General features: G+C 37.7%; 17 protein-coding genes and 2 tRNA genes. 6 read left to right on the forward strand and 13 right to left on the reverse strand.

What is annotated here, in order from left to right; translation table 11 throughout:
* On the forward strand, positions 1 to 342 hold a 342-nt coding region (locus HMPREF9420_RS14360; RefSeq protein WP_007133418.1), incomplete at its 5' end, for a hypothetical protein.
* Between the two features lie 2 nt (positions 343 to 344).
* Positions 345 to 704 carry a hypothetical protein gene (locus HMPREF9420_RS00565; RefSeq protein ID WP_007133419.1) on the forward strand — a complete coding sequence of 120 codons (360 nt, stop codon included), beginning with the start codon at positions 345 to 347 and terminating at the stop codon, positions 702 to 704.
* Between the two features lie 223 nt (positions 705 to 927).
* Here HMPREF9420_RS00565 and HMPREF9420_RS00570 read toward each other — a convergent pair.
* From HMPREF9420_RS00570 to uvrB, 8 genes are all read right to left on the reverse strand, one after another.
* A tRNA-Gly gene (locus tag HMPREF9420_RS00570) sits at positions 928 to 998 on the reverse strand.
* Between the two features lie 5 nt (positions 999 to 1,003).
* Positions 1,004 to 1,076 (reverse strand) — tRNA-Thr (locus tag HMPREF9420_RS00575).
* A 65-nt stretch (positions 1,077 to 1,141) separates the two neighbouring features.
* Positions 1,142 to 1,774, reverse strand: coding sequence for an HD domain-containing protein (locus HMPREF9420_RS00580; protein WP_044078998.1), 633 nt, complete (start codon positions 1,772 to 1,774; stop codon positions 1,142 to 1,144).
* Positions 1,775 to 1,776: 2 nt separating this feature from the next.
* Entirely contained in the window at positions 1,777 to 2,694 is a 918-nt protein-coding gene (gene menA, locus HMPREF9420_RS00585) for a 1,4-dihydroxy-2-naphthoate octaprenyltransferase (RefSeq protein WP_007133421.1), read from the reverse strand.
* Position 2,695: 1 nt separating this feature from the next.
* Positions 2,696 to 4,990, reverse strand: coding sequence for a putative porin (locus HMPREF9420_RS00590; protein ID WP_007133422.1), 2,295 nt, complete (start codon positions 4,988 to 4,990; stop codon positions 2,696 to 2,698).
* Positions 4,990 to 5,244 (reverse strand): hypothetical protein, encoded by a 255-nt coding sequence (locus HMPREF9420_RS00595; RefSeq protein ID WP_044078999.1) that lies wholly within the window; start codon positions 5,242 to 5,244, stop codon positions 4,990 to 4,992. The genes HMPREF9420_RS00590 and HMPREF9420_RS00595 overlap by 1 nt, the downstream gene beginning before the upstream one ends.
* A gap of 12 nt (positions 5,245 to 5,256) precedes the next feature.
* A complete protein-coding gene (locus HMPREF9420_RS00600) occupies positions 5,257 to 6,060 on the reverse strand; it encodes a DUF4468 domain-containing protein (RefSeq protein ID WP_007133424.1) in 804 nt (267 codons plus the stop codon).
* 126 nt (positions 6,061 to 6,186) lie between these two features.
* Positions 6,187 to 8,238 (reverse strand): excinuclease ABC subunit UvrB, encoded by a 2,052-nt coding sequence (gene uvrB, locus HMPREF9420_RS00605; protein WP_007133426.1) that lies wholly within the window; start codon positions 8,236 to 8,238, stop codon positions 6,187 to 6,189.
* Between the two features lie 332 nt (positions 8,239 to 8,570).
* On the opposite strand from uvrB, the gene HMPREF9420_RS00610 reads away from it, so the two are divergent.
* From HMPREF9420_RS00610 to HMPREF9420_RS00620, 3 genes are read left to right on the forward strand one after another with little or no spacing between them, the layout of a single operon-like run.
* Entirely contained in the window at positions 8,571 to 9,443 is an 873-nt protein-coding gene (locus HMPREF9420_RS00610; protein ID WP_007133427.1) for an outer membrane protein assembly factor BamD, read from the forward strand.
* A 17-nt stretch (positions 9,444 to 9,460) separates the two neighbouring features.
* Positions 9,461 to 9,796 (forward strand): DNA-directed RNA polymerase subunit omega, encoded by a 336-nt coding sequence (locus HMPREF9420_RS00615; protein WP_007133428.1) that lies wholly within the window; start codon positions 9,461 to 9,463, stop codon positions 9,794 to 9,796.
* Positions 9,796 to 10,239 carry a DUF4293 domain-containing protein gene (locus HMPREF9420_RS00620; protein WP_007133429.1) on the forward strand — a complete coding sequence of 148 codons (444 nt, stop codon included), beginning with the start codon at positions 9,796 to 9,798 and terminating at the stop codon, positions 10,237 to 10,239. Before HMPREF9420_RS00615 ends, HMPREF9420_RS00620 begins: the two co-directional genes overlap by 1 nt.
* Before the next feature lie 928 nt (positions 10,240 to 11,167).
* Here the strand turns inward: HMPREF9420_RS00620 and nifJ are convergent.
* The 5 genes from nifJ to HMPREF9420_RS00645 all read right to left on the reverse strand — a co-directional run bounded on the left by nifJ (position 11,168) and on the right by HMPREF9420_RS00645 (position 17,857).
* A complete protein-coding gene (gene nifJ, locus HMPREF9420_RS00625; protein ID WP_187116453.1) occupies positions 11,168 to 14,737 on the reverse strand; it encodes a pyruvate:ferredoxin (flavodoxin) oxidoreductase in 3,570 nt (1,189 codons plus the stop codon).
* Between the two features lie 131 nt (positions 14,738 to 14,868).
* Positions 14,869 to 16,056 carry an ATP-binding protein gene (locus HMPREF9420_RS00630; RefSeq protein ID WP_007133432.1) on the reverse strand — a complete coding sequence of 396 codons (1,188 nt, stop codon included), beginning with the start codon at positions 16,054 to 16,056 and terminating at the stop codon, positions 14,869 to 14,871.
* 189 nt (positions 16,057 to 16,245) lie between these two features.
* Positions 16,246 to 16,662, reverse strand: coding sequence for an RNA-binding S4 domain-containing protein (locus HMPREF9420_RS00635; RefSeq protein ID WP_007133433.1), 417 nt, complete (start codon positions 16,660 to 16,662; stop codon positions 16,246 to 16,248).
* 2 nt (positions 16,663 to 16,664) lie between these two features.
* Entirely contained in the window at positions 16,665 to 17,237 is a 573-nt protein-coding gene (pth, locus tag HMPREF9420_RS00640; protein ID WP_007133434.1) for an aminoacyl-tRNA hydrolase, read from the reverse strand.
* A 5-nt stretch (positions 17,238 to 17,242) separates the two neighbouring features.
* Positions 17,243 to 17,857 carry a 50S ribosomal protein L25/general stress protein Ctc gene (locus HMPREF9420_RS00645; RefSeq protein ID WP_007133435.1) on the reverse strand — a complete coding sequence of 205 codons (615 nt, stop codon included), beginning with the start codon at positions 17,855 to 17,857 and terminating at the stop codon, positions 17,243 to 17,245.
* 218 nt (positions 17,858 to 18,075) lie between these two features.
* On the opposite strand from HMPREF9420_RS00645, the gene nusB reads away from it, so the two are divergent.
* Entirely contained in the window at positions 18,076 to 19,029 is a 954-nt protein-coding gene (gene nusB / locus HMPREF9420_RS00650; protein ID WP_007133437.1) for a transcription antitermination factor NusB, read from the forward strand.
* Positions 19,030 to 19,032 lie beyond the last annotated feature (3 nt).

Raw genomic sequence — 19,032 nt, forward strand, 5'->3', positions numbered from 1 at the left:
GATTATAAAATAAACCTATTATATAATTGTACAGATACAACAGTTTTATATTCAATAGCAAATGATTTATTATTAAACAAAAATGTATTAGGTCTACTTGGGATTTGGAATAATTGTAGAGTATCAAAATTGCCTGCATATCGCCAATTTGTAAAATGGTGTTGTGAAAAACGACAACAAGAGATAATAGTAATGCTTGTAATAATTAATCATAACAACGGTAATATAATGGAAGAAAAAAGATTATTAAAGTATGTAAAAAAACACAATTTATATCCAAGATTACGTCTCTTATTACGAAAGAAACGCATAATAAGCTATTACGACTATTATATTATGTAAGTATGATAATTGAAGATACAGAAAGTTTTGAAAACGTATTTGTGAGCAACTATTGGTACGATGCCGATGGCGAGCGCACGGTGAAGACATCAGGCGAAAACGAAGCCATCTATGTCAACCCATACTTAGTTGCAGGGCAAGGTGGCGAGTACACCAAGCATATCTACATTGCCGCGCTGGGAGAAAGTCTTTTTCCGAGCAGTTTAGCATTTCCGCGCCTGGCGAAAGTCGTTTCCCGAATGGTTTGGCATTTCCGCGCATGGCGAAAGTCGTTTCCCGAATGGTTTGGCATTTCCGCGCCGGGCGAAAGTCATTTCCCGAATGGTTTGGCATTTCCGCGCCGGGCGAAAGTCATTTTCTGAGTGGTTTGACACGTGCGCGAATCGTTTATTTATAAAGAGATTATTGCTGTCTGGTAAACCTTCTCCAGATATAAAAGTTAAGGGCCGAAATCCGAGAGAGGATTTCAGTCCTTTTTGTTACCTTTGTCTCGTGGAAAAACTTCAATAAGATGGGCAAAAGTACACATTTTATCAGGCAATAATAGTTAATAATATGTGTCTTTGGATGAAAGAGAAGTCTGTGAGCGGAATACGGGAGTCGAACCCGCCTTTCAAGCTTGGGAAGCTCGCGCACTACCGATGTGCTAATTCCGCATAAGAGCCGATACCGGGACTCGAACCCGGGACCTACGCATTACGAATGCGTTGCTCTACCAACTGAGCCATATCGGCAATTCTACTTATGCTTTTCGATGTTTGCTGTGCAAAGGTATATCATTTTTTTTGAAAGACCAAATTTATTCATTCTTTTCTTTTGCATACAAAGCTTCGAATTTAGCACGTAAGATTGTTTTATTATCAATAGTTTCTTGTATATTCTTGAGCTTCTTTGCATTAGGACTTCCTGGAATCCATAAATGGATATAACCATTACGTGAATATTTTTCATTCATGTGTGCTTCAAATCGTTTCCATTGTTGCTCTTTGTTTAATTCTGGATAATTTTCTAATCCATATTGAATAGCTCGACTAAACACAACATCGAGTTCTAAGTCTCTGTCTGCTTCAGCGACAATCTTACCATATATTGTTCGCGGTGTATGACTGGAACTTGCGCGATGGTCTTCAACAGCCTCTTTCATAATTTTCAATTGATCGGCATTGAACCATTTTTTTAATCTGCTATCGTTACTTAAAATCTTGCCACCTGTAAGATGATGAATTGCGCGCGGTCCAGACATTCCTAAGTCATGATAGGCTGCTATAACATAAACCATGTTGATATCTGCACCTGTATAATTGGCTAATTCTATCGAATTTTTTATCACTCGATTAACATGTTGTAGACCATGACTTTTTCCAAATGCTGTATATCTGGGGAGAATATTATGTTCTATAAACTCCATTATCTCTAATGAAACTTGTTGCACCATTATATTAAAATTGAAACAATTGATAGAATGCCAAAAATCATAATATTGCGAGCTGTTAATCCCAATATACGGTTAAGTTCTTTACCGCGTTTTATCTTTTGCATTTTTTCATACGTAATAAAATGTAGTAATAAATAAACCATCAAAAGAGTGGGGGAAAGCATATTTTCAGAATAGCTCTTAGAAACAAATAGCATTAGGAACTCTCCAACAAGACCTGATATAAGATAGAGTCTTTGTCCCCATTTTTCTCCAATGTATACTATAAGTGTTGTTTTTCCTGCTTTCTGATCGTTGTCTCGGTCTCGATAATTATTAACAATAAGGAGGGTGTTTATAATAAATCCACATGCTAACGAAGCGATGAATACCTCAAGAGGTATGTTCCTTTCACTTCGGGGCATAGTGACATAATAAGACAAGCACGTAGGAACAATGCCAAAGAATATGAGTACTAATAGGTCACCTAAGCCTAAATAAGATAACTTAGTTGTGTATAAGAAGCAGAAAGCTACACATAGAATTCCAACTAAAACCATTTCATATCCACCATATATAATAAGAGGTGAACCTATGGTGCATGCAAGAATTGTTGTGATAATAATGGCTTTTTTCATTGCAGAAGATGTAATCCATCCTTCTGTACATGCCCTTTTCGGCCCTAATCTAACTTCAGATTTATCATTACCCCTCTTATAATCAAAATAATCATTAATAAAGTTAGCATCTATTTGCATGATTGAAGCAAATAAAAGGCATAGTATTGCAGGAGTAAAAGAAAACAACTCTATTCCTGTTTGATTAAAGGCTAAGCTTACTCCAATAGCAACTGGCACTATAGCTCCAATCAAAGTTTTAGGTCTTGAGGCTAAGAACCAAGCCTTTAATGAGTTTGTTTTAATATTGTTTTCGTCCATTTTAATTAAAGAAGTTCCAACTTAAGCCGAATCTTAGAATGCTTTGATTAAGTGGATAATGAGGAGTAAAGAAATAGTTCTTCCTTCCTGTGCCAGCATTGAAGTGGCTTAGCATAATAAAAAAGCGAGTATGTTTAAGGTGGAAATTAGCATAAACATTCGCAACGGGATAATTTCCAATCTCTATACGATTATCACTTCCGTTTGTATCTGTGTTTGTTTGTATTGCATATTGTCCTAAGATTGGGACATAATCAGGTGCATAATATTTTGTGAAATACCTCACATCAGCACCAAAATCACATCGTAATACATGAGCAATCTTAAATCGAAGATACAGATTACTATAAATATTGAGTGCAGGAACAGGTAAGACTGTCTTATTACTTGAATTTTGATAAGTTATCATATTTTCCCAAGTTATGGGACCAAATGTGAAGTCTTGTGATATCGACGCCGTTAAAAGATGAATTAATCCATTGTTTTGTTTAACAATAATAGCATGATTTACGCGATTATCATTAACTGTATTATACGATGAAGCGAAGTAAGTATAGTTTTTAATCTCATCTATTTCGACACGTAAAGTGGTTCTCGTTTTCTGATAATTAAGTATTCCTTGTATCCTCGAATGAATGATTTTACTTAGGTTATTATTATCCCACCATGCATGACGACTATGGAAGTGGCGATAATAAAAAGTCGGATTAAGACGGTATAGAAAACCATTGGCAGACAGAGTCAACGTGTCTCCGAATAACTTAAAGTTGAGATCCGCATTCACATCGAGTTTCATTTGTCCTGCATCACTACCAGTTAGCCAGGTTTCTGCTATTGCATCATAATGTAATAGCTTTCCTTGTGTTTTGCTTAATTGTGCTCCTATACTTAAATTATGCTCATTATAAGAATCAATTCCTGTAGTGTTAGGGAGTGTAAAATGTCTGAGATCTGATGTGATAAAAGCCTTAAGGCCTGCTTTTGCCCATTTATTAAATCCCTCTAATAATGATAAAGCAAACGTGTTTTTGAGACTATAATAACGCGTTTTATCATATATAGAGTCGCCAGAGAGATACTCTTGAACATTATAATTGTTTGCATAATAGTTTGAAGGAGTATTATATGCTTGATAGATACGCCTATAATTGTCAAATTGTATGGTATGAATGAAACTTGTAACAGGAATAAATTCTTTTTTCATCCACATTGAATCTGCTTGTTTTTTGCTCTCTATCGATAGTAAACTATCAGCAGTATGTTTGTCCAAAGCCAATCGATCATTTGTTTTTTTCTGACCATCTGGTTCTGTTCCCATAATTTTTGCATTGTCAGGTCTACCTTCTATAGGCTCATCTTTTTTGTTATTTCGAGAAGTTTCTTTTTCCTGTTTAGAAGATTCATTATCTTTTTTTGATGCCATTGCAAACTTCTTAGCTTTTATTTCGTCGGCAGTCATAGGTACTTTTCGACTAAATCCCAAGTTATATCTGTGTGTAAAGAATATATGCTGGTTGTCGTTTCTATTCCAGTTTTGAGATAAAACAGTTGGAATTTCACTTGTAGTATACTTGTCACTATAACTTTCAGGATGGATGATATAGTTATCATTTGCAATACCTCCATTCTCTGTAACTTTCTGATGGTTTGTAGAAAGAAGTAAATGAGCTTGATAATGGTCTCCTATGTAAGAGCCATACATCGTATAATTGAAATGAGCCGTGCTTTGATCTTGATAATATCCTCTTCCATAAAGATAGTCAAATTTGAATCCTACGCCTAATTTCTTTCCGGCATTAACACCAAATTTTGTTGTTAAATGATCTTCACCATTCAGTCGATTACCTGCAGTATTGTAGGTAATATTGGTAAATGGCGATAATGTATTAGTGAAATGAAATTGTCCAATAGGTGTAATGAAGAAGTCAAATGGCTGTGTAAATATGAATTGCCCTTCATTTTTCCGGTCTGTAAAAACACGATTGATTCTCGGTGCACCTAAGTTTCCGGTTGTATTATACTCTCCTCGTAAGCCTGTTGTAAAGACAGTGTTCATAAACATGTGTGAAAGTGTGTCTGGAAGAGCTGGCTTTCGGTCACCAAAACGACTGTCTATCGTCCATACTTTGATTCCTTCTGGAATTTCTTTTTCGTTCTTTAATGAGTCTTTCCTATTTGTTTTATTGCGTGAGGTCATGTTGCCTTCTGCATCAATCTGATTATAGTTGTCATCAAATTGTGCAAAGCTAATAGAAGGAAATATGAAGAAGAGAAGGGTGAGTATCTTTGCTTTCATTATTTAAACATTCGTAAAGCAACTTCAATGAATTTCAAAACAACAGCAATAATCAAGATGATTGTTGCAGTAGTTCTATATTCTGTTTGTGTAAAAATAACGACTCCTATAATTGTAAGTAACATAAACACAATATTAAGTATATTGCGGTATTTTAGCATATGATTGTCGTTATCAATCAATCTTTTTTGTTTGTGATGAGGCCTTACTGCATACTCTGTCTCGTTTGTATTTTTTTTGTCTTCTTGATTGATATCCATCATATTTTATTTTATATTTAATTCTTGTTTGATTTGATTAAAAATCTCATGTACTCGATCAATTGTTTTTATCCTGAATTTAGCGTTCATACGTTGTAATTTAGTACCATTCTTGTTGAGAGAAGCCTTATCTGAGATTAATTCTTCGGCGTTAGCTTTAAATCCAGACGGGCGATTTTCCTCATAACTATAGTTTATTCGACTCAATGTTAAATCCAAAATACCATTATTACATTTTGCTACTATCGTATAATTAAACTTTGTTCGATCCAAAGAAAGAATATTTTGTGAGAAAACCAACCATTCTTCATAACGTGCAGCAATGGTATGTTCTGCTTCGTTCACTAAAACAATCCTACTATTTCCTGCTTGATGATCATCATGTGCCAATCGATCTAAGATGGCATAAACGCGTTTGTATAACTCGTTTGCATTAATATCACTAATCGGTTCCTTGAGTTCAAATACCACTTTCCCATCTTTTTCGGGTACAGCACCTGCCAAATAACCTTCATACGGATTGTTGTTTTTTGTTGTTGAAGGCTTCTGTTCTGGTTTTGTTTGTTGTGGTATTGTCCAACTATCTTTTTGTGGTTGCGATGTTTGTGTTGCTTGTTCTGCAGCTTCTGCGGCTTTCAAGGCTTCTTCTGCAGCCTGTTTTGCTTTCTCCGCAGCTTCCTTTGCTTCTTTAGCTTTCTTCGCAGCTTCGGCCTTTAAGATTTCGACTTGTGTTGCAGGAACAGTGCCAACAGTTTGTGCATTGACAGACCATGGCAATAAAAAAAGTATTGAAAAGAGTAGATGTTTCATAAGTTTATCAAATATATTATGACAAAATTAATAAAAAATACTGAGAGTTCTTGTTTCAACATGTTTGATTTTTCAAACTTAACGATAATTAATAAAAAGGAGTTCTCATAGCATTTTATCCTTCATTTAATATTTCTTCTCTTTCAATTGGTTTTGTAAACGTATAATTTCATCACGATATTGGGCCGCTTGTATAAAGTCTAAGTCCTTCGCAGCTTGCTTCATTAGAGCTGTTGTGTTAGCAATGCTCTTCTCTAATTCGGCTTTTGACATGCGTTTAACAATTGGATCTGCTGCAAAAGCACCAGCTTCCGGTTCCAAATAAATATCCTTGTATTTGCTGTTTTGGCGGATGTCTTCTTTCCCATTATTGTTTGTTTGTGAAGAAAATGCCAATGTAGAACCAATTTTTTTCTCTATTTGCTTTGGAATTATATAGTGTTCTTCGTTATATTTCAACTGAATACTGCGCCTTCTTGCAGTCTCTTCAATTGTTTTTTGCATACTTTCTGTTATGGTGTCTGCATACATAATAACTTTTCCATTGACATTTCTTGCAGCACGTCCTGCCGTTTGTGTCAGGCTTCTGTGACTGCGCAAGAAACCTTCTTTGTCTGCATCGAGAATAGCAACCAAGGATACTTCTGGCAAGTCAAGCCCCTCACGAAGGAGGTTTACGCCAACAAGCACATCATAAATTCCTGCTCTTAAATCATTCATTATTTTCACTCGGTCAAGTGTCGCCACGTCACTGTGAATATAATTTGCTTTTATTTCATGATTTAGGAGATACTCTGTAAGTTCCTCTGCCATACGCTTTGTCAAAGTCGTAACCAACACTCTTTCATGCCGATTGATGCGCGTTAGAATCTCATCCATGAGATCGTCTATTTGATTTTCAGAGGGTCTGACCTCTATTTCAGGGTCTAATAGTCCCGTAGGACGAATGATTTGTTCAACCACTACACCTTCTGCTTCTTCTATCTCATAGTTGGCTGGAGTTGCACTGATATATATCACTTGGTGCATGAGGTTATGAAATTCTTCAAATTTCAAAGGTCGGTTGTCAAAAGCTGCAGGTAATCGGAAGCCATATTCCACAAGATTTTGTTTTCTTGCACGGTCTCCACCATACATTGCATTAATCTGTGGTACACTCACGTGGCTTTCATCTATCACCATTAGATAATCTTTGGGGAAGAAATCAAGTAGACAATAAGGACGTTCTCCTGGATTTCTTCCGTCAAAATAACGTGAATAGTTCTCTATTCCGCTACAATGTCCGAGCTCTTTTATCATTTCCATATCATACTCAACGCGTTCTTTAATTCGTTGAGCTTTAATAGAATCACCAATCTCATTAAAGTAATTCACGCGGTCAACTAAGTCATCTTGTATCATGCGTATAGCGTGTTCAGTCTGCTCTTTGGATGTTACAAAAAGGTTTGCAGGGTAGATTTCGTAAGTCTCAAAACGCTCGATAGTATGAAAAGTGATATTATCAACCTCTTCAATACTATCAATTTCATCATCCCACCACGTCACTCTTAGGATGTTATCACTATATGCCATCGATATATCTATCGTGTCTCCTTTTACTCTGAAGGTTCCCCTTTGCAGGTCAATATCATTTCTTACATAAAGTGCATCAACGAGTTTACGCAAGAAAACGTTTCTATCAATGGTTTGTCCACGTTTAATTTTGATGATGCTTTCTTGCATAGCAACCGGTCCTCCCATACCATAAATACATGAAACTGACGATACAACGATAACGTCTTTGCGTCCAGAGAGTAGGGCAGATACTGCTCCAAGTCTCAGTTTATCAATCTCATCGTTTATTGCAAGGTCCTTTTCTATGTAGGTATCTGAGGTTGGTAGGTAAGCTTCTGGCTGATAATAATCATAATAAGAAACATAATATTCCACTGCATTATTAGGGAAAAAGCCTTTCATTTCTTCGTAGAGCTGAGCGGCTAATGTCTTATTATGGCTCAAAATTAGCGTTGGCTTATTCACATTTGCAATGACATTCGCTACCGTGAAAGTCTTTCCCGACCCTGTAACTCCTAACAGCACTTGAGCCGGAATCCCATCTTTGATACCTTCAGTTAGTTCTTTGATGGCTTCAGGTTGATCCCCTGTAGGTTTATATTTCGATGTAAGTTTGAAATCCATTTATTTATATTATCCTTTCTTTTCGCTGCAAATTTACAAAATCTAATGTGAATCTGCAACATTCATTTAGAATAAAACCTCTTATTTCTTATGTGATTTCAACCATAGTTACTTGTGGAAGTCTTGATTATAACCAGCTTTCTCTCTGTATATAACTATATCCTTGACGCATTAATGATGTTTTTTAGGATTCTCAAAGAACATAATTTGCCTTTTGAATCATAATATTTAATTTTTCGTTTTTATTCAACCGTTATAAAGATTAATATTTTACGAAAAAGTGTATCATTTACTTTGTAAATCATAGAAAAGTCAGTATCTTTGCAAATCAAATGTTTGATATGAAGAAAAAGATTTTGATTCCTATATGCGTTACATTGCTTTTCACAAGTTGTGCGCAAGAATTCAATAAAGTATATAAGACTGATAACTATCAGTATAAATACGAATTCGCCAAAGAATGTTATGCAGAAGGGAAATATACTCAGGCAATTACGTTGCTGACAGACCTCATTAATATTGAGAAAGGAACAGACAACGCTCAGGAAAGTCTTTATATGTTGGCCATGGCTGAATATGGAAGCATGGACTATGAGGGCGCATCTCAGGCTTTCAAACGTTACTATCAATCTTATCCAAAAGGCTATCTTGCAGAGATGGCTCATTATTATGAGGGGCTTGCTTTATATAAAAGCACACCTGAACCTCGATTGGATCAGTCTATGACGATTTCTGCAATTAATGCTTTTCAAACGTTCCTTGATCTTTATCCTGATGCTAAATTAAGGCCCGAAGCACAAAAATATTTGTTTGAATTACAAGATAAACTTGTTTTGAAAGAGTTGTACTCAGCTCGCCTTTATTATAATCTCGGCCCTTATTTTGGCAATTGTTCTGATGGTGGAAATAACTATGAAGCCCGTATTGTCACTTGTCAGAATGCATTAAAAGATTATCCTTACACTTCTTTGAGAGAAGAGTTTTCTCTACTTTTGATGAAAAGCAAGTTTGAACTTGCCGAACAAAGTGTTGAATCAAAGCGTTTGGAACGTTATCAAGATGCAGAAGATGAATGCTATGGCTTTATGAATCAGTATCCCGATTCAAAAGATAAGGCTTTAGCTGAGAAATATATCAAGCGCTGTAAAAAGTTCACTGGGGAGAATTCTTCTGACAATCAGTCTACAGAAAACAATAATAAATAAATATAATTAAACGTATAATGGATTACAAGAAATCAAAAGCGCCGGTAAACACCGTTACCCGTGATATCATGGAGCTTTGTCAAGAGACTGGAAACATCTATGAAAGTGTTGCAATTATTGCAAAGCGTTCTAATCAGATTTCTGTTGAAATTAAGCAGGATTTGAATAAGAAGCTTGCAGAATTTGCTTCATATAACGATTCACTTGAGGAAGTTTTCGAGAATCGCGAGCAGATAGAGATCTCACGTTACTATGAGAAGTTGCCGAAACCAACATTGCTTGCAACAGAAGAATTTGTTGAAGGTAATGTTTATTGGCGTGATCCTTCAAGAGAATCTAATATCGACGACTAATGATACAGCGTAAACAAACTCTGTATTTACTTGCTGCACTGATTGTAACGATTGTGTGTCTCTGTCTTCCGATAGCATCATTAAAGGCATCGGGAATGGAGGTTGATAGTATTGTTACTAATCTTTGGATTCATGACAATACGGGTTATTCTTTCAAAACCAGTCCTTTGTTCGTACTGCTTCTTTTGACATGCCCACTCACTTTGTTATCAATCTTCAAGTATCATCAACGTTTGTTCCAGGCAAAGTTATGTGTAATCAATGCTGTGCTTATCATACTTTGGGGCGCTTATTATGCCTTTTTCTATGCTACTTCAGCTGTAAGCATCACGCCGCATTTCGCTACTTGTTTGCCTGTTATAGCCTTGATTCTTCATCTTATGGCGCGTCATGCCATTCTTGCAGATGAAAAATTAGTAAGGGCTGCTGACAGAATACGATAAAAATAAACTTAAAGTCCCACTCTTTCCCTTTTATATCATGGAGAGAGTGGGACTTTTTCTGTACTTCAGCAACGAAAGATTCCTCTAAGAACTCTCTGTTTTCTTCAAAAGATTTTGTTTCTGTAACATCATGAAGAAACTATATTTAGTTGCCAACACCAGCTAATTTGTCTCCAAAAACTTGCCAACGAAAGTTCTTATATGGGCTTTGCATGAGTTTCTGTCGTTTCATATCACCATTCACACACACGTAGTTTATGATACTGTTTAGATATTCTTTTTGATTTGATGTCAGGCTTTCTGAATGGATACGCTGTGAACTTCTTATGTGCTTTAATGCGGTCTATCCCACACATCGAACGGATTAATACTGCGACTTTATCTCCATAGACTTCTCTTCATGGGCAAAAGTTGGCATCATATTGTTGCTTTGTACTTTAACATCCCACATTATATGTTCGTATTTCGTCTGAAGTTTAAATAGTTTGTTAAAGGTAATACAAATGTTTGAATACGAAGGGAAACTTCAAAAATATATATTTGTGCTATTGTTTTTGCCAAAATAGAATTGGAAAAAGTATATCTGGGTGATAAAAGAATAGCGCGTGAATTTATAAGAATATGTGAAAGCGAAGATTAAGGTAGGGGAACTATTTTATGATTTAGGGTAGGAAACTGTATGATTTGAGTCGAAACGAGTTACGTTTCGTAGCGAATTAGTTCGTGAAGTGCGTCATTCTGCATGGTAAAAGCATAGGGTTTACGCTGCGAAATGAGGTATTTGATGTAAGCAGAATTAAGAGAAGCTTTTATGATATATCATAAGTTTATCCCTCATTTTGTCATGTTTTTGAGATGAATATAAAATGTAGGAAACAAAAAAAAGACGCACAATATTGTGCGTCTTCTTTTTATTTAGGATTCAATTTTAATCAATTGTCTCACTCCAATCTTCCTTACTCTTACGTTGGTAGGTCTGATAACGGAGCTTAGCCATCTTCTCTGCCTCTGTGAAGAGCTCTTCTGCCTCAGCAGGATAAGCCTTAGCTACAGAAGAGTAGCGTACTTCACCCATGAGGAACTCACGGAAGTCAGCGAAGTTAGGAGCCTTAGAATCCAACTGGAATGGGTTCTTTCCTTCGTCTGCCAAACGTGGATCGTAGCGCCACAAGTGCCAGTAACCGCAGTCAACAGCAAGTTTTTCCTCGTTCTGGCTACGTCCCATACTGCGTTTCATGTTCTTAGTTCCCTTGATACCATGGTTGATACATGGAGCATAAGCAATGATAAGAGATGGTCCTGGATAAGCTTCAGCTTCACGGATAGCCTTTAATGTCTGTGCATTATCAGCACCCATTGCAATCTGAGCTACATATACATAGCCGTAAGTGGTTTGCATAAGACCGAGGTCTTTCTTGCGGATGCGCTTACCTTGAGCAGCAAATTGTGCAATGGCACCAAGTGGAGTAGCTTTTGAACTCTGACCACCAGTGTTAGAATATACCTCAGTATCAAGTACGAGGATATTTACATCTTCACCAGTAGAGAGTACATGGTCGAGACCACCATAGCCAATATCATAAGAAGCACCATCACCACCGATAATCCACTGGCTACGCTTTACGAGATAATGGTCGAGTGTTTGCAACTCCTTGCATACGTCACAACCTGCTTTTGCACCTTCTTCGATGAGCGGTTTCAAGGCAGCTGTTGCCGTCTTAGAAGCGTCTGCATCGTCTTTATTGTCAAGCCAGTTCTGAGCAGCTTCCTTGAATTGTGCTGGAACCTTATCGTCGGCAATTTGTTGTTTCAATAGAACAGAGATACGTTCCCTCATCTTCTTGTTACCCATTGCCATTCCAAGACCGAACTCACAGAAGTCTTCGAACAATGAATTGTCAAAAGCTGGGCCCTGACCCTTATCATTTGTGGTGTAAGGTGTTGATGGAATAGAAGCAGAGTAGATAGAAGAGCAACCTGTAGCGTTAGCAATCATTTCACGATCTCCGAAGAGTTGAGAAATCAATCTAACGTAAGGAGTCTCACCACAGCCTGAACATGCACCAGAGAACTCAAACAAAGGTTTTGCAAACTGGCTGTTCTTTGGGTTTGACTTGAGGTCAACGAGATCCTGTTTAGAAGCTACTTGCTTCATCATGTATTCCCAGTTCTTTGTCTCTTTAACTGTTTCAGGAGCATCAACATTGAATGGAGTCATGACAAGAGCTTTCTCACCCTTCTTTCCTGGGCAGACATCTGCACAGTTTCCACAACCAAGACAGTCAAGAACATCAACCTGAATGCGGAATTGCATGCCTTTAAGTTGCTTTGGTGCAAGGATATCTAACGTTGTATCCTCAAAGCCCGCCTTTTCCTTTTCGTCAAGAACGAACGGACGAATAGTTGCGTGAGGACAGCAATATGCACACTTGTTACATTGTATACAGTTTTCGGCTTTCCATACAGGAACAAAGGCTGCTACACCACGCTTCTCATAAGCTGCGGTACCATTATGCCAAGTACCATCGATAGTGCCATGTTTAACAAAGTCAGAAACTTTGAGCAAGTCACCAGATTGTGCGTTGATAGGACGAACAATCTCTTTGATGAATGCTGGAACATCACCATCTTTGTCTTCATCGGCAGGGAGATTAGCCCATGCAGGGTCAACAGTGAGTTCTTTATATTCGCCACCGCGGTCAACAGCTGCATAGTTCTTATCAACAATATCTTGTCCTTTGAGGCCGTAAGACTTCACGATGAAAGCCTTCATCTGCTCTACAGCAAGTTCGGTTGGGATAACCTTTGTGATGCGGAAGAAAGCAGACTGGAGGATGGTGTTTGTGCGGTTACCGAGTCCAATCTCTTGAGCAATCTTCGTAGCATTGATATAATAAACCTTGATGTTATGCTTAGCGAAGTGCTTCTTAACCTTATTTGGGATGAAGTTTACAAGCTCATCACCTTCGAAGATGGTATTCAAAAGGAAGGTACCATTATCGCGAAGACCACGTGTTACATCATACATGTGGAGGTAAGCCTGTACATGGCATGCCACGAAGTTAGGCGTATTAACCTGGTAAGCAGAGTGGATTGGCTCGTCACCAAAGCGGAGGTGTGAGCAAGTGAAACCACCAGACTTCTTTGAGTCATAGCTAAAGTAAGCCTGACAATACTTGTTTGTGTTGTTACCGATAATCTGAACAGAGTTCTTATTAGCACCAACCGTGCCATCTGCACCTAAACCATAGAACTTAGCTTCATACAAACCATCGCCACCCATAGGTACTTCTTCAACTTCAGGAAGTGATGTGAAAGTTACATCATCAACGATTCCCACTGTGAAGTGATTCTTTGGCATTGGCAACTCAAGGTTGTTGAAAACAGAAATAATCTTAGAAGGTGTTGTGTCTGAAGAACCAAGACCATAACGACCACCAACAATCAATGGCTTGCGTGGGTCTTCATAAAGAGCACTCTTTACGTCAAGATATAGTGGTTCGCCTTCAGCACCTGGTTCTTTAGTACGATCAAGTACTGCAATACGCTTAACTGTATCAGGAATAGCCTTGCGGATAGCCTCAACAGAGAATGGGCGATAGAGGTGAACTGCAACCATACCAACCTTCTTTCCTTGCTTAACGAGGAAGTCTATAGCTTCACGAGCGGGTTCAGTTGCAGAGCCCATGAGGATAATAATGTTCTCCGCGTCCTTAGCACCATAGTAATTAAAGAGGTGATACTCACGTCCGGTAATCTTAGAAATCTCACCCAAATACTTCTCAACAATCTCTGGAATGCGATCATAGTATTGGTTGCATGCTTCACGATGTGTAAAGAATGTCTCTGGGTTTTCAGCTGTACCGCGTGTTACTGGGCGCTCAGGTGTGAGGGCACGATCGCGGAAGTTCTTAACGAACTCTTGATTTACAAGAGGACGAATGTCTTCCATATCCATCTCTTCAATCTTATGGTACTCGTGAGATGTACGGAAACCATCGAAGAAGTTGATGAAAGGAACTGATGATTCAAGTGTAGCCAGGTGTGGAACTGCTGAAAGGTCCATTACCTCTTGTACTGAACCAGAGCAGAACATCGCAAAACCTGTCTGGCGACATGCCATTACATCTTGGTGATCACCAAAGATACAAAGCGCATGAGAAGCCAGTGTACGTGCTGAAACATTAAACACACAAGGGAGCAATTCACCTGCAATCTTGTACATGTTTGGAATCATCAGTAACAAACCCTGTGATGCAGTGTAAGTTGATGTGAGGGCACCTGCCTGCAAAGAACCATGAACAGCACCTGCAGCACCAGCCTCAGATTCCATTTCTTGGATAGAAACAGTCTGACCAAACAGGTTCTTACGACCTTTAGCAGCCCATTCATCTACATGCTCTGCCATTGGAGATGACGGAGTGATAGGGTAGATTGCTGCAACCTCTGTAAACATATAGCTTACATGAGCGGCAGCTGTGTTACCATCACAAGTGATAAACTTTTTTTTCTTTAGCCATTTTATGTCTGATAAATATTAATGAATGTTTTTGTATATATGTTATATTTCTTTTCTCGTTTTGAAAGACTTAATGTCTTGTTTGTGTTTCAACTTTGTTGCTATTCCCTTTAATACAGGAAACCTAACAGCCAAAGAGGGATGAGATTATCTTTTCCTACTTCCGTATTATAGCGTGCATAGATGGTGTCAGGGTTACATCGTTGCTTGTGTTCGCTTAATGCATCCGTAATCTTAAACTTACGATTTCCATCAATAGTAAAGTAATGATCCTTTGAAGCTTGATTGACTTGATGATCTTTCCACAAAGAATTGACGAAGAATGTCTCCATAACCTCTTGCTCGTTTACTTGAATCGGGTAGATGGCATACATCAAATTGGAGTTGTGCATCATTACTTTACTCGGCTTTTTAGGAAATTCATGTCCGACGGGATAAATGATATTAATGAGTCGAGCATCTGCAAGATACTTGATATAGTTCATTACTGTTGCACGACTTGTTTGTATTTCATGCGCCAAATTACTGATGTTTGGTGCTTTTGGGCCTTCAACTGCCAATAAATAAAAGAGCTTTTTAATCTTGGTCAGATACTTTAAGTCTATTTGTTTGATGAGCAGAATGTCGACTTCTGTCATCATGTTCATTGTCTTCAATAAGTTTTCGGAGAAGTTTGCGTGTTCTAAGAAGAAAGGATAAAAGCCGTGATGAATGTAATCAGAGAAGTATTTCATCGGACTAATTAATGGGAGGATATCTTTAATAATGTGCTCGTGATTATGTAAAATCTCATCTAAGGTGTAAGCATGGAAGTTATTTCCTGTCATTAAATTAAGATATTCTCGAAATGAAAATCCACGAAGATTATAGCTTTCAACTATACTATGGAGTTCAGGATTCTCTTCTTTGAGTCTCATAACGCTACTACCCGTGAAGACAATCTTTAGATTTGGATAAGAGTCATAGCATTTACGAAGTTCTGTACTCCAATTAGGTTGTTTGAACACTTGGTCAATCAAAAGAACTTTTCCACCATTGTTGACAAAGTCTCCAGCAAAATCTGCAATACCTTTACCCTGAAAATAAAAGTTATTCATATTGACATAGAGACATCTCTTGTCGTGTGCACCAAACTTTTCTTTCGCGTATTGCAATAAGAAAGTAGTCTTTCCAACACCACGCGTGCCTTTAATGCCAATCATACGATCGTCCCAATTAATCTCATCCATTAGGGTGCGACGTACAGGTGCGTTTGTATGTTCAACAAGATAAGCGTGTGTACGAAAGAAAGCTTCCATTATCTATGAGTTATATTATATATAAATACAATGCAAAGATAATACTTATTTCCTTATTTGCAAACTGTAGATAGCAAAAAATGGTTTTTTTTTCATATTTTAGCACATTGTCAAATATCACAAACAGAAATAGGAATTGTGCAGAGCTTTGTCACCCGTGTTTGTTTTGTTGGATACGATAAGTTTTGTTTAATCGTCAAAATCATCTTCATCATCGAAACCAAACATAAGCGGATCAACAAAAGAATCAATAGCGCGACGATCCTTTTTGGTGGGTCTTCCTGTTCCTCGTGCACGATCAACAAAACCACTGATACGACTCATTTCAAGCAATTCATATTGCTTTGGAGAAGTAACATTTTCATAAACTTCGGGAATCAATTTCGCTCCAACACGTTGTTCGATACATTTTAACACCTTATAAGAATAGGTGATAGGTGGCTTCTTAACGTTAACTACTTCGCCTACCTTAATGAGGTGGCTGGGTTTGACGTTTACTCCGCCCTTTGTTACACGCCCATTCTTACATGCATCTGCAGCAATAGAACGTGTCTTGAATATGCGAGCGGCCCAAAGCCATTTATCTATTCTTGCGGTTTCCTGCATATTTATTTCTTCCCGAGTTTATTAAATTGGTTCATTGTGATATCTATTCCAGCTAAAGCAAAGCTTTTAATGATATCGCATGCAATATTGATGCTGGGTTGTAGTATGGTCTTGTCATTGTCATCGTATTTCCCCAAAACCCAATCAACCTGGCCTCCTTTGGGGTAATCATTTCCGATTCCCATTCGTAAACGGGCGTAGTTTGTGCCAATTAGTTGTTGAATATGCCCCAATCCATTGTGCCCTCCATTATTACCATTTGCCTTAAGGCGGAATGCCCCAAGAGGTAAAGCGATATCATCGCTAATGACAAGAAGCCGACTTTGGTCAATGTTTTCTTTGTTAAGCCAATACCTTACAGCGTTACCGCTTAGATTCATAAATGTTGTTGGCTTCAATAAAATCAATTTACGACCTTTGAGAGTGGTTTCTGCAATGAATCCATATCGCTTGTCTTCAAAATGAATATTGGACGCTTTTGCAAAAGCGTCCAATACCATGAATCCTGTATTGTGGCGGGTTTCTTGATATTCATCACCAGGATTCCCTAAACCACAAATTAGAAACTTATCCATTGTAATTATTCAGCAGCAGATGAATCTTCAGCACTTGCGGCTGCAGCTTGTTGTGCTTGTCTTGTCATCTTAACAGAACATACAACAACATCTTTGCTGGTTGTAATCTCAAGACCTTCGAAAGAAAGTTCTCCAACCTTAATACTCTTACCAATCTTCAATGCTGTAACATCGATGTCAAGATGCTCAGGAATTTGCTGATAAGGTGCAGTTACGTTAATCTTACGAATAGAAAGGTTCATACGTCCACCATCACGAACACCTTGTGCAAGACCAGTCAGCTTGACAGGGATACCAATATTGATTGGTTTTTGGTCGTTTACCTCATAGAAATCAACGTGAAGAGGTGCATCTGTTACTGGGTGAAATTGAATCTCTTTCAAAATTGCTGTGTGATGCTCACCTTCAATATTCAAATTGATAACGTAGATGTGGGGAGTATAGATGATTTTACGAAGCTCGCTGAATGCAATTGTGAATGCATGTGCTTCAGGCTTACCATCAGCGTTTTTCTTCTCTCCATAAAGGTTACAAGGAATAAAACCTTGTTTACGAAGTTCTTTAGAAGCTTTTTTACCAAGGTCTGTTCGCTTCTGACCTGCAACATTAATCTCTTTCATAATTTGTGTTACTCTAAATTAAATTGTTATGAATTAATTCGCCATCACACGAGATTGCTCTCGGAAAAGCGTTGCAAAGGTAGTCTATTTTTGGGTTCTATGCAAATTTCTTCTAAAAAATATTGAAAATAAGAGCTTTGATTTGCATATTCAGTTGAAATCATCTACTTTTGTGGCTAATATAATCAACGATATAGGAATCCATAAATTATTAGAGAATGATTAATAGGGAACTTATAAGGATCAAGGTAGTTCAGTTAACCTATGCATACTATCAAAACGGTAACAAAAATATTGATACTGCTGAAAAGGAATTGTTTTTCAGTCTTTCAAAAGCGTATGACTTATATAATACGTTGCTTTTGTTGATAGTTGCCATAACACGTGAAGAACGTCATCGGGTTGAAATAGCAACACAAAGAGCACAACGCGAGGGAACAGACGCACCATCTCAGAAATTTGCTTATAACAAATTTGCAGTTCAATTGGAAGAGAACAAGATGCTCCAAGATTTTGTTGAAGCACAAAAGTTATCTTGGGCTGGTGATATTGAGTTCTTGCGCAAGATGTGTAACCTAATAGAAAGTAGTTCGATTTATACAGACTACATGTCTTCAGAAGAGGATAGTTATGAAGCTGATCGCGAAGTATGGCGCAAGATTTATAAACAGCTTATCCAGAATAATGAAGATCTCGATGCATTGCTTGAAGAGAAAAGTCTTTATTGGAATGACGACCGCGAAATTGTTGATACGTTTGTGTTGAAGACCATTAAGCGTTTCGAACAAGCTAATGGTAGTGAACAGGAGCTTCTTCCTGAATATAAAGATGACGAAGATAAAGAGTTTGCACGTAAGCTTTTTAGGGCTACAATCATCAATGCAGACCAATATCAGCACTATATGAGTGAGGCAAGTCGCAATTGGGACTTTGGACGTTTAGCTTATATGGATATCGTTATCATGCAAATCGCAATTGCAGAAATGCTCACATTCCCTAATATCCCCGTGAGTGTCACTATAAATGAATATGTGGATTTAGCTAAATTATATAGCACATCGAAGAGTGCTGGCTATATAAATGGAATGTTAGACTCGATTGCTCGTTTTCTGGTAGACAATGGAATGATGCTGAAAACATTAAGAGAGCATGTAAATAAAGGGAAAAACTAATTA

Origin of the sequence: Segatella salivae DSM 15606 (genome assembly GCF_000185845.1) — a bacterium.
Classification (GTDB): Bacteria; Bacteroidota; Bacteroidia; order Bacteroidales; family Bacteroidaceae; genus Prevotella; species Prevotella salivae.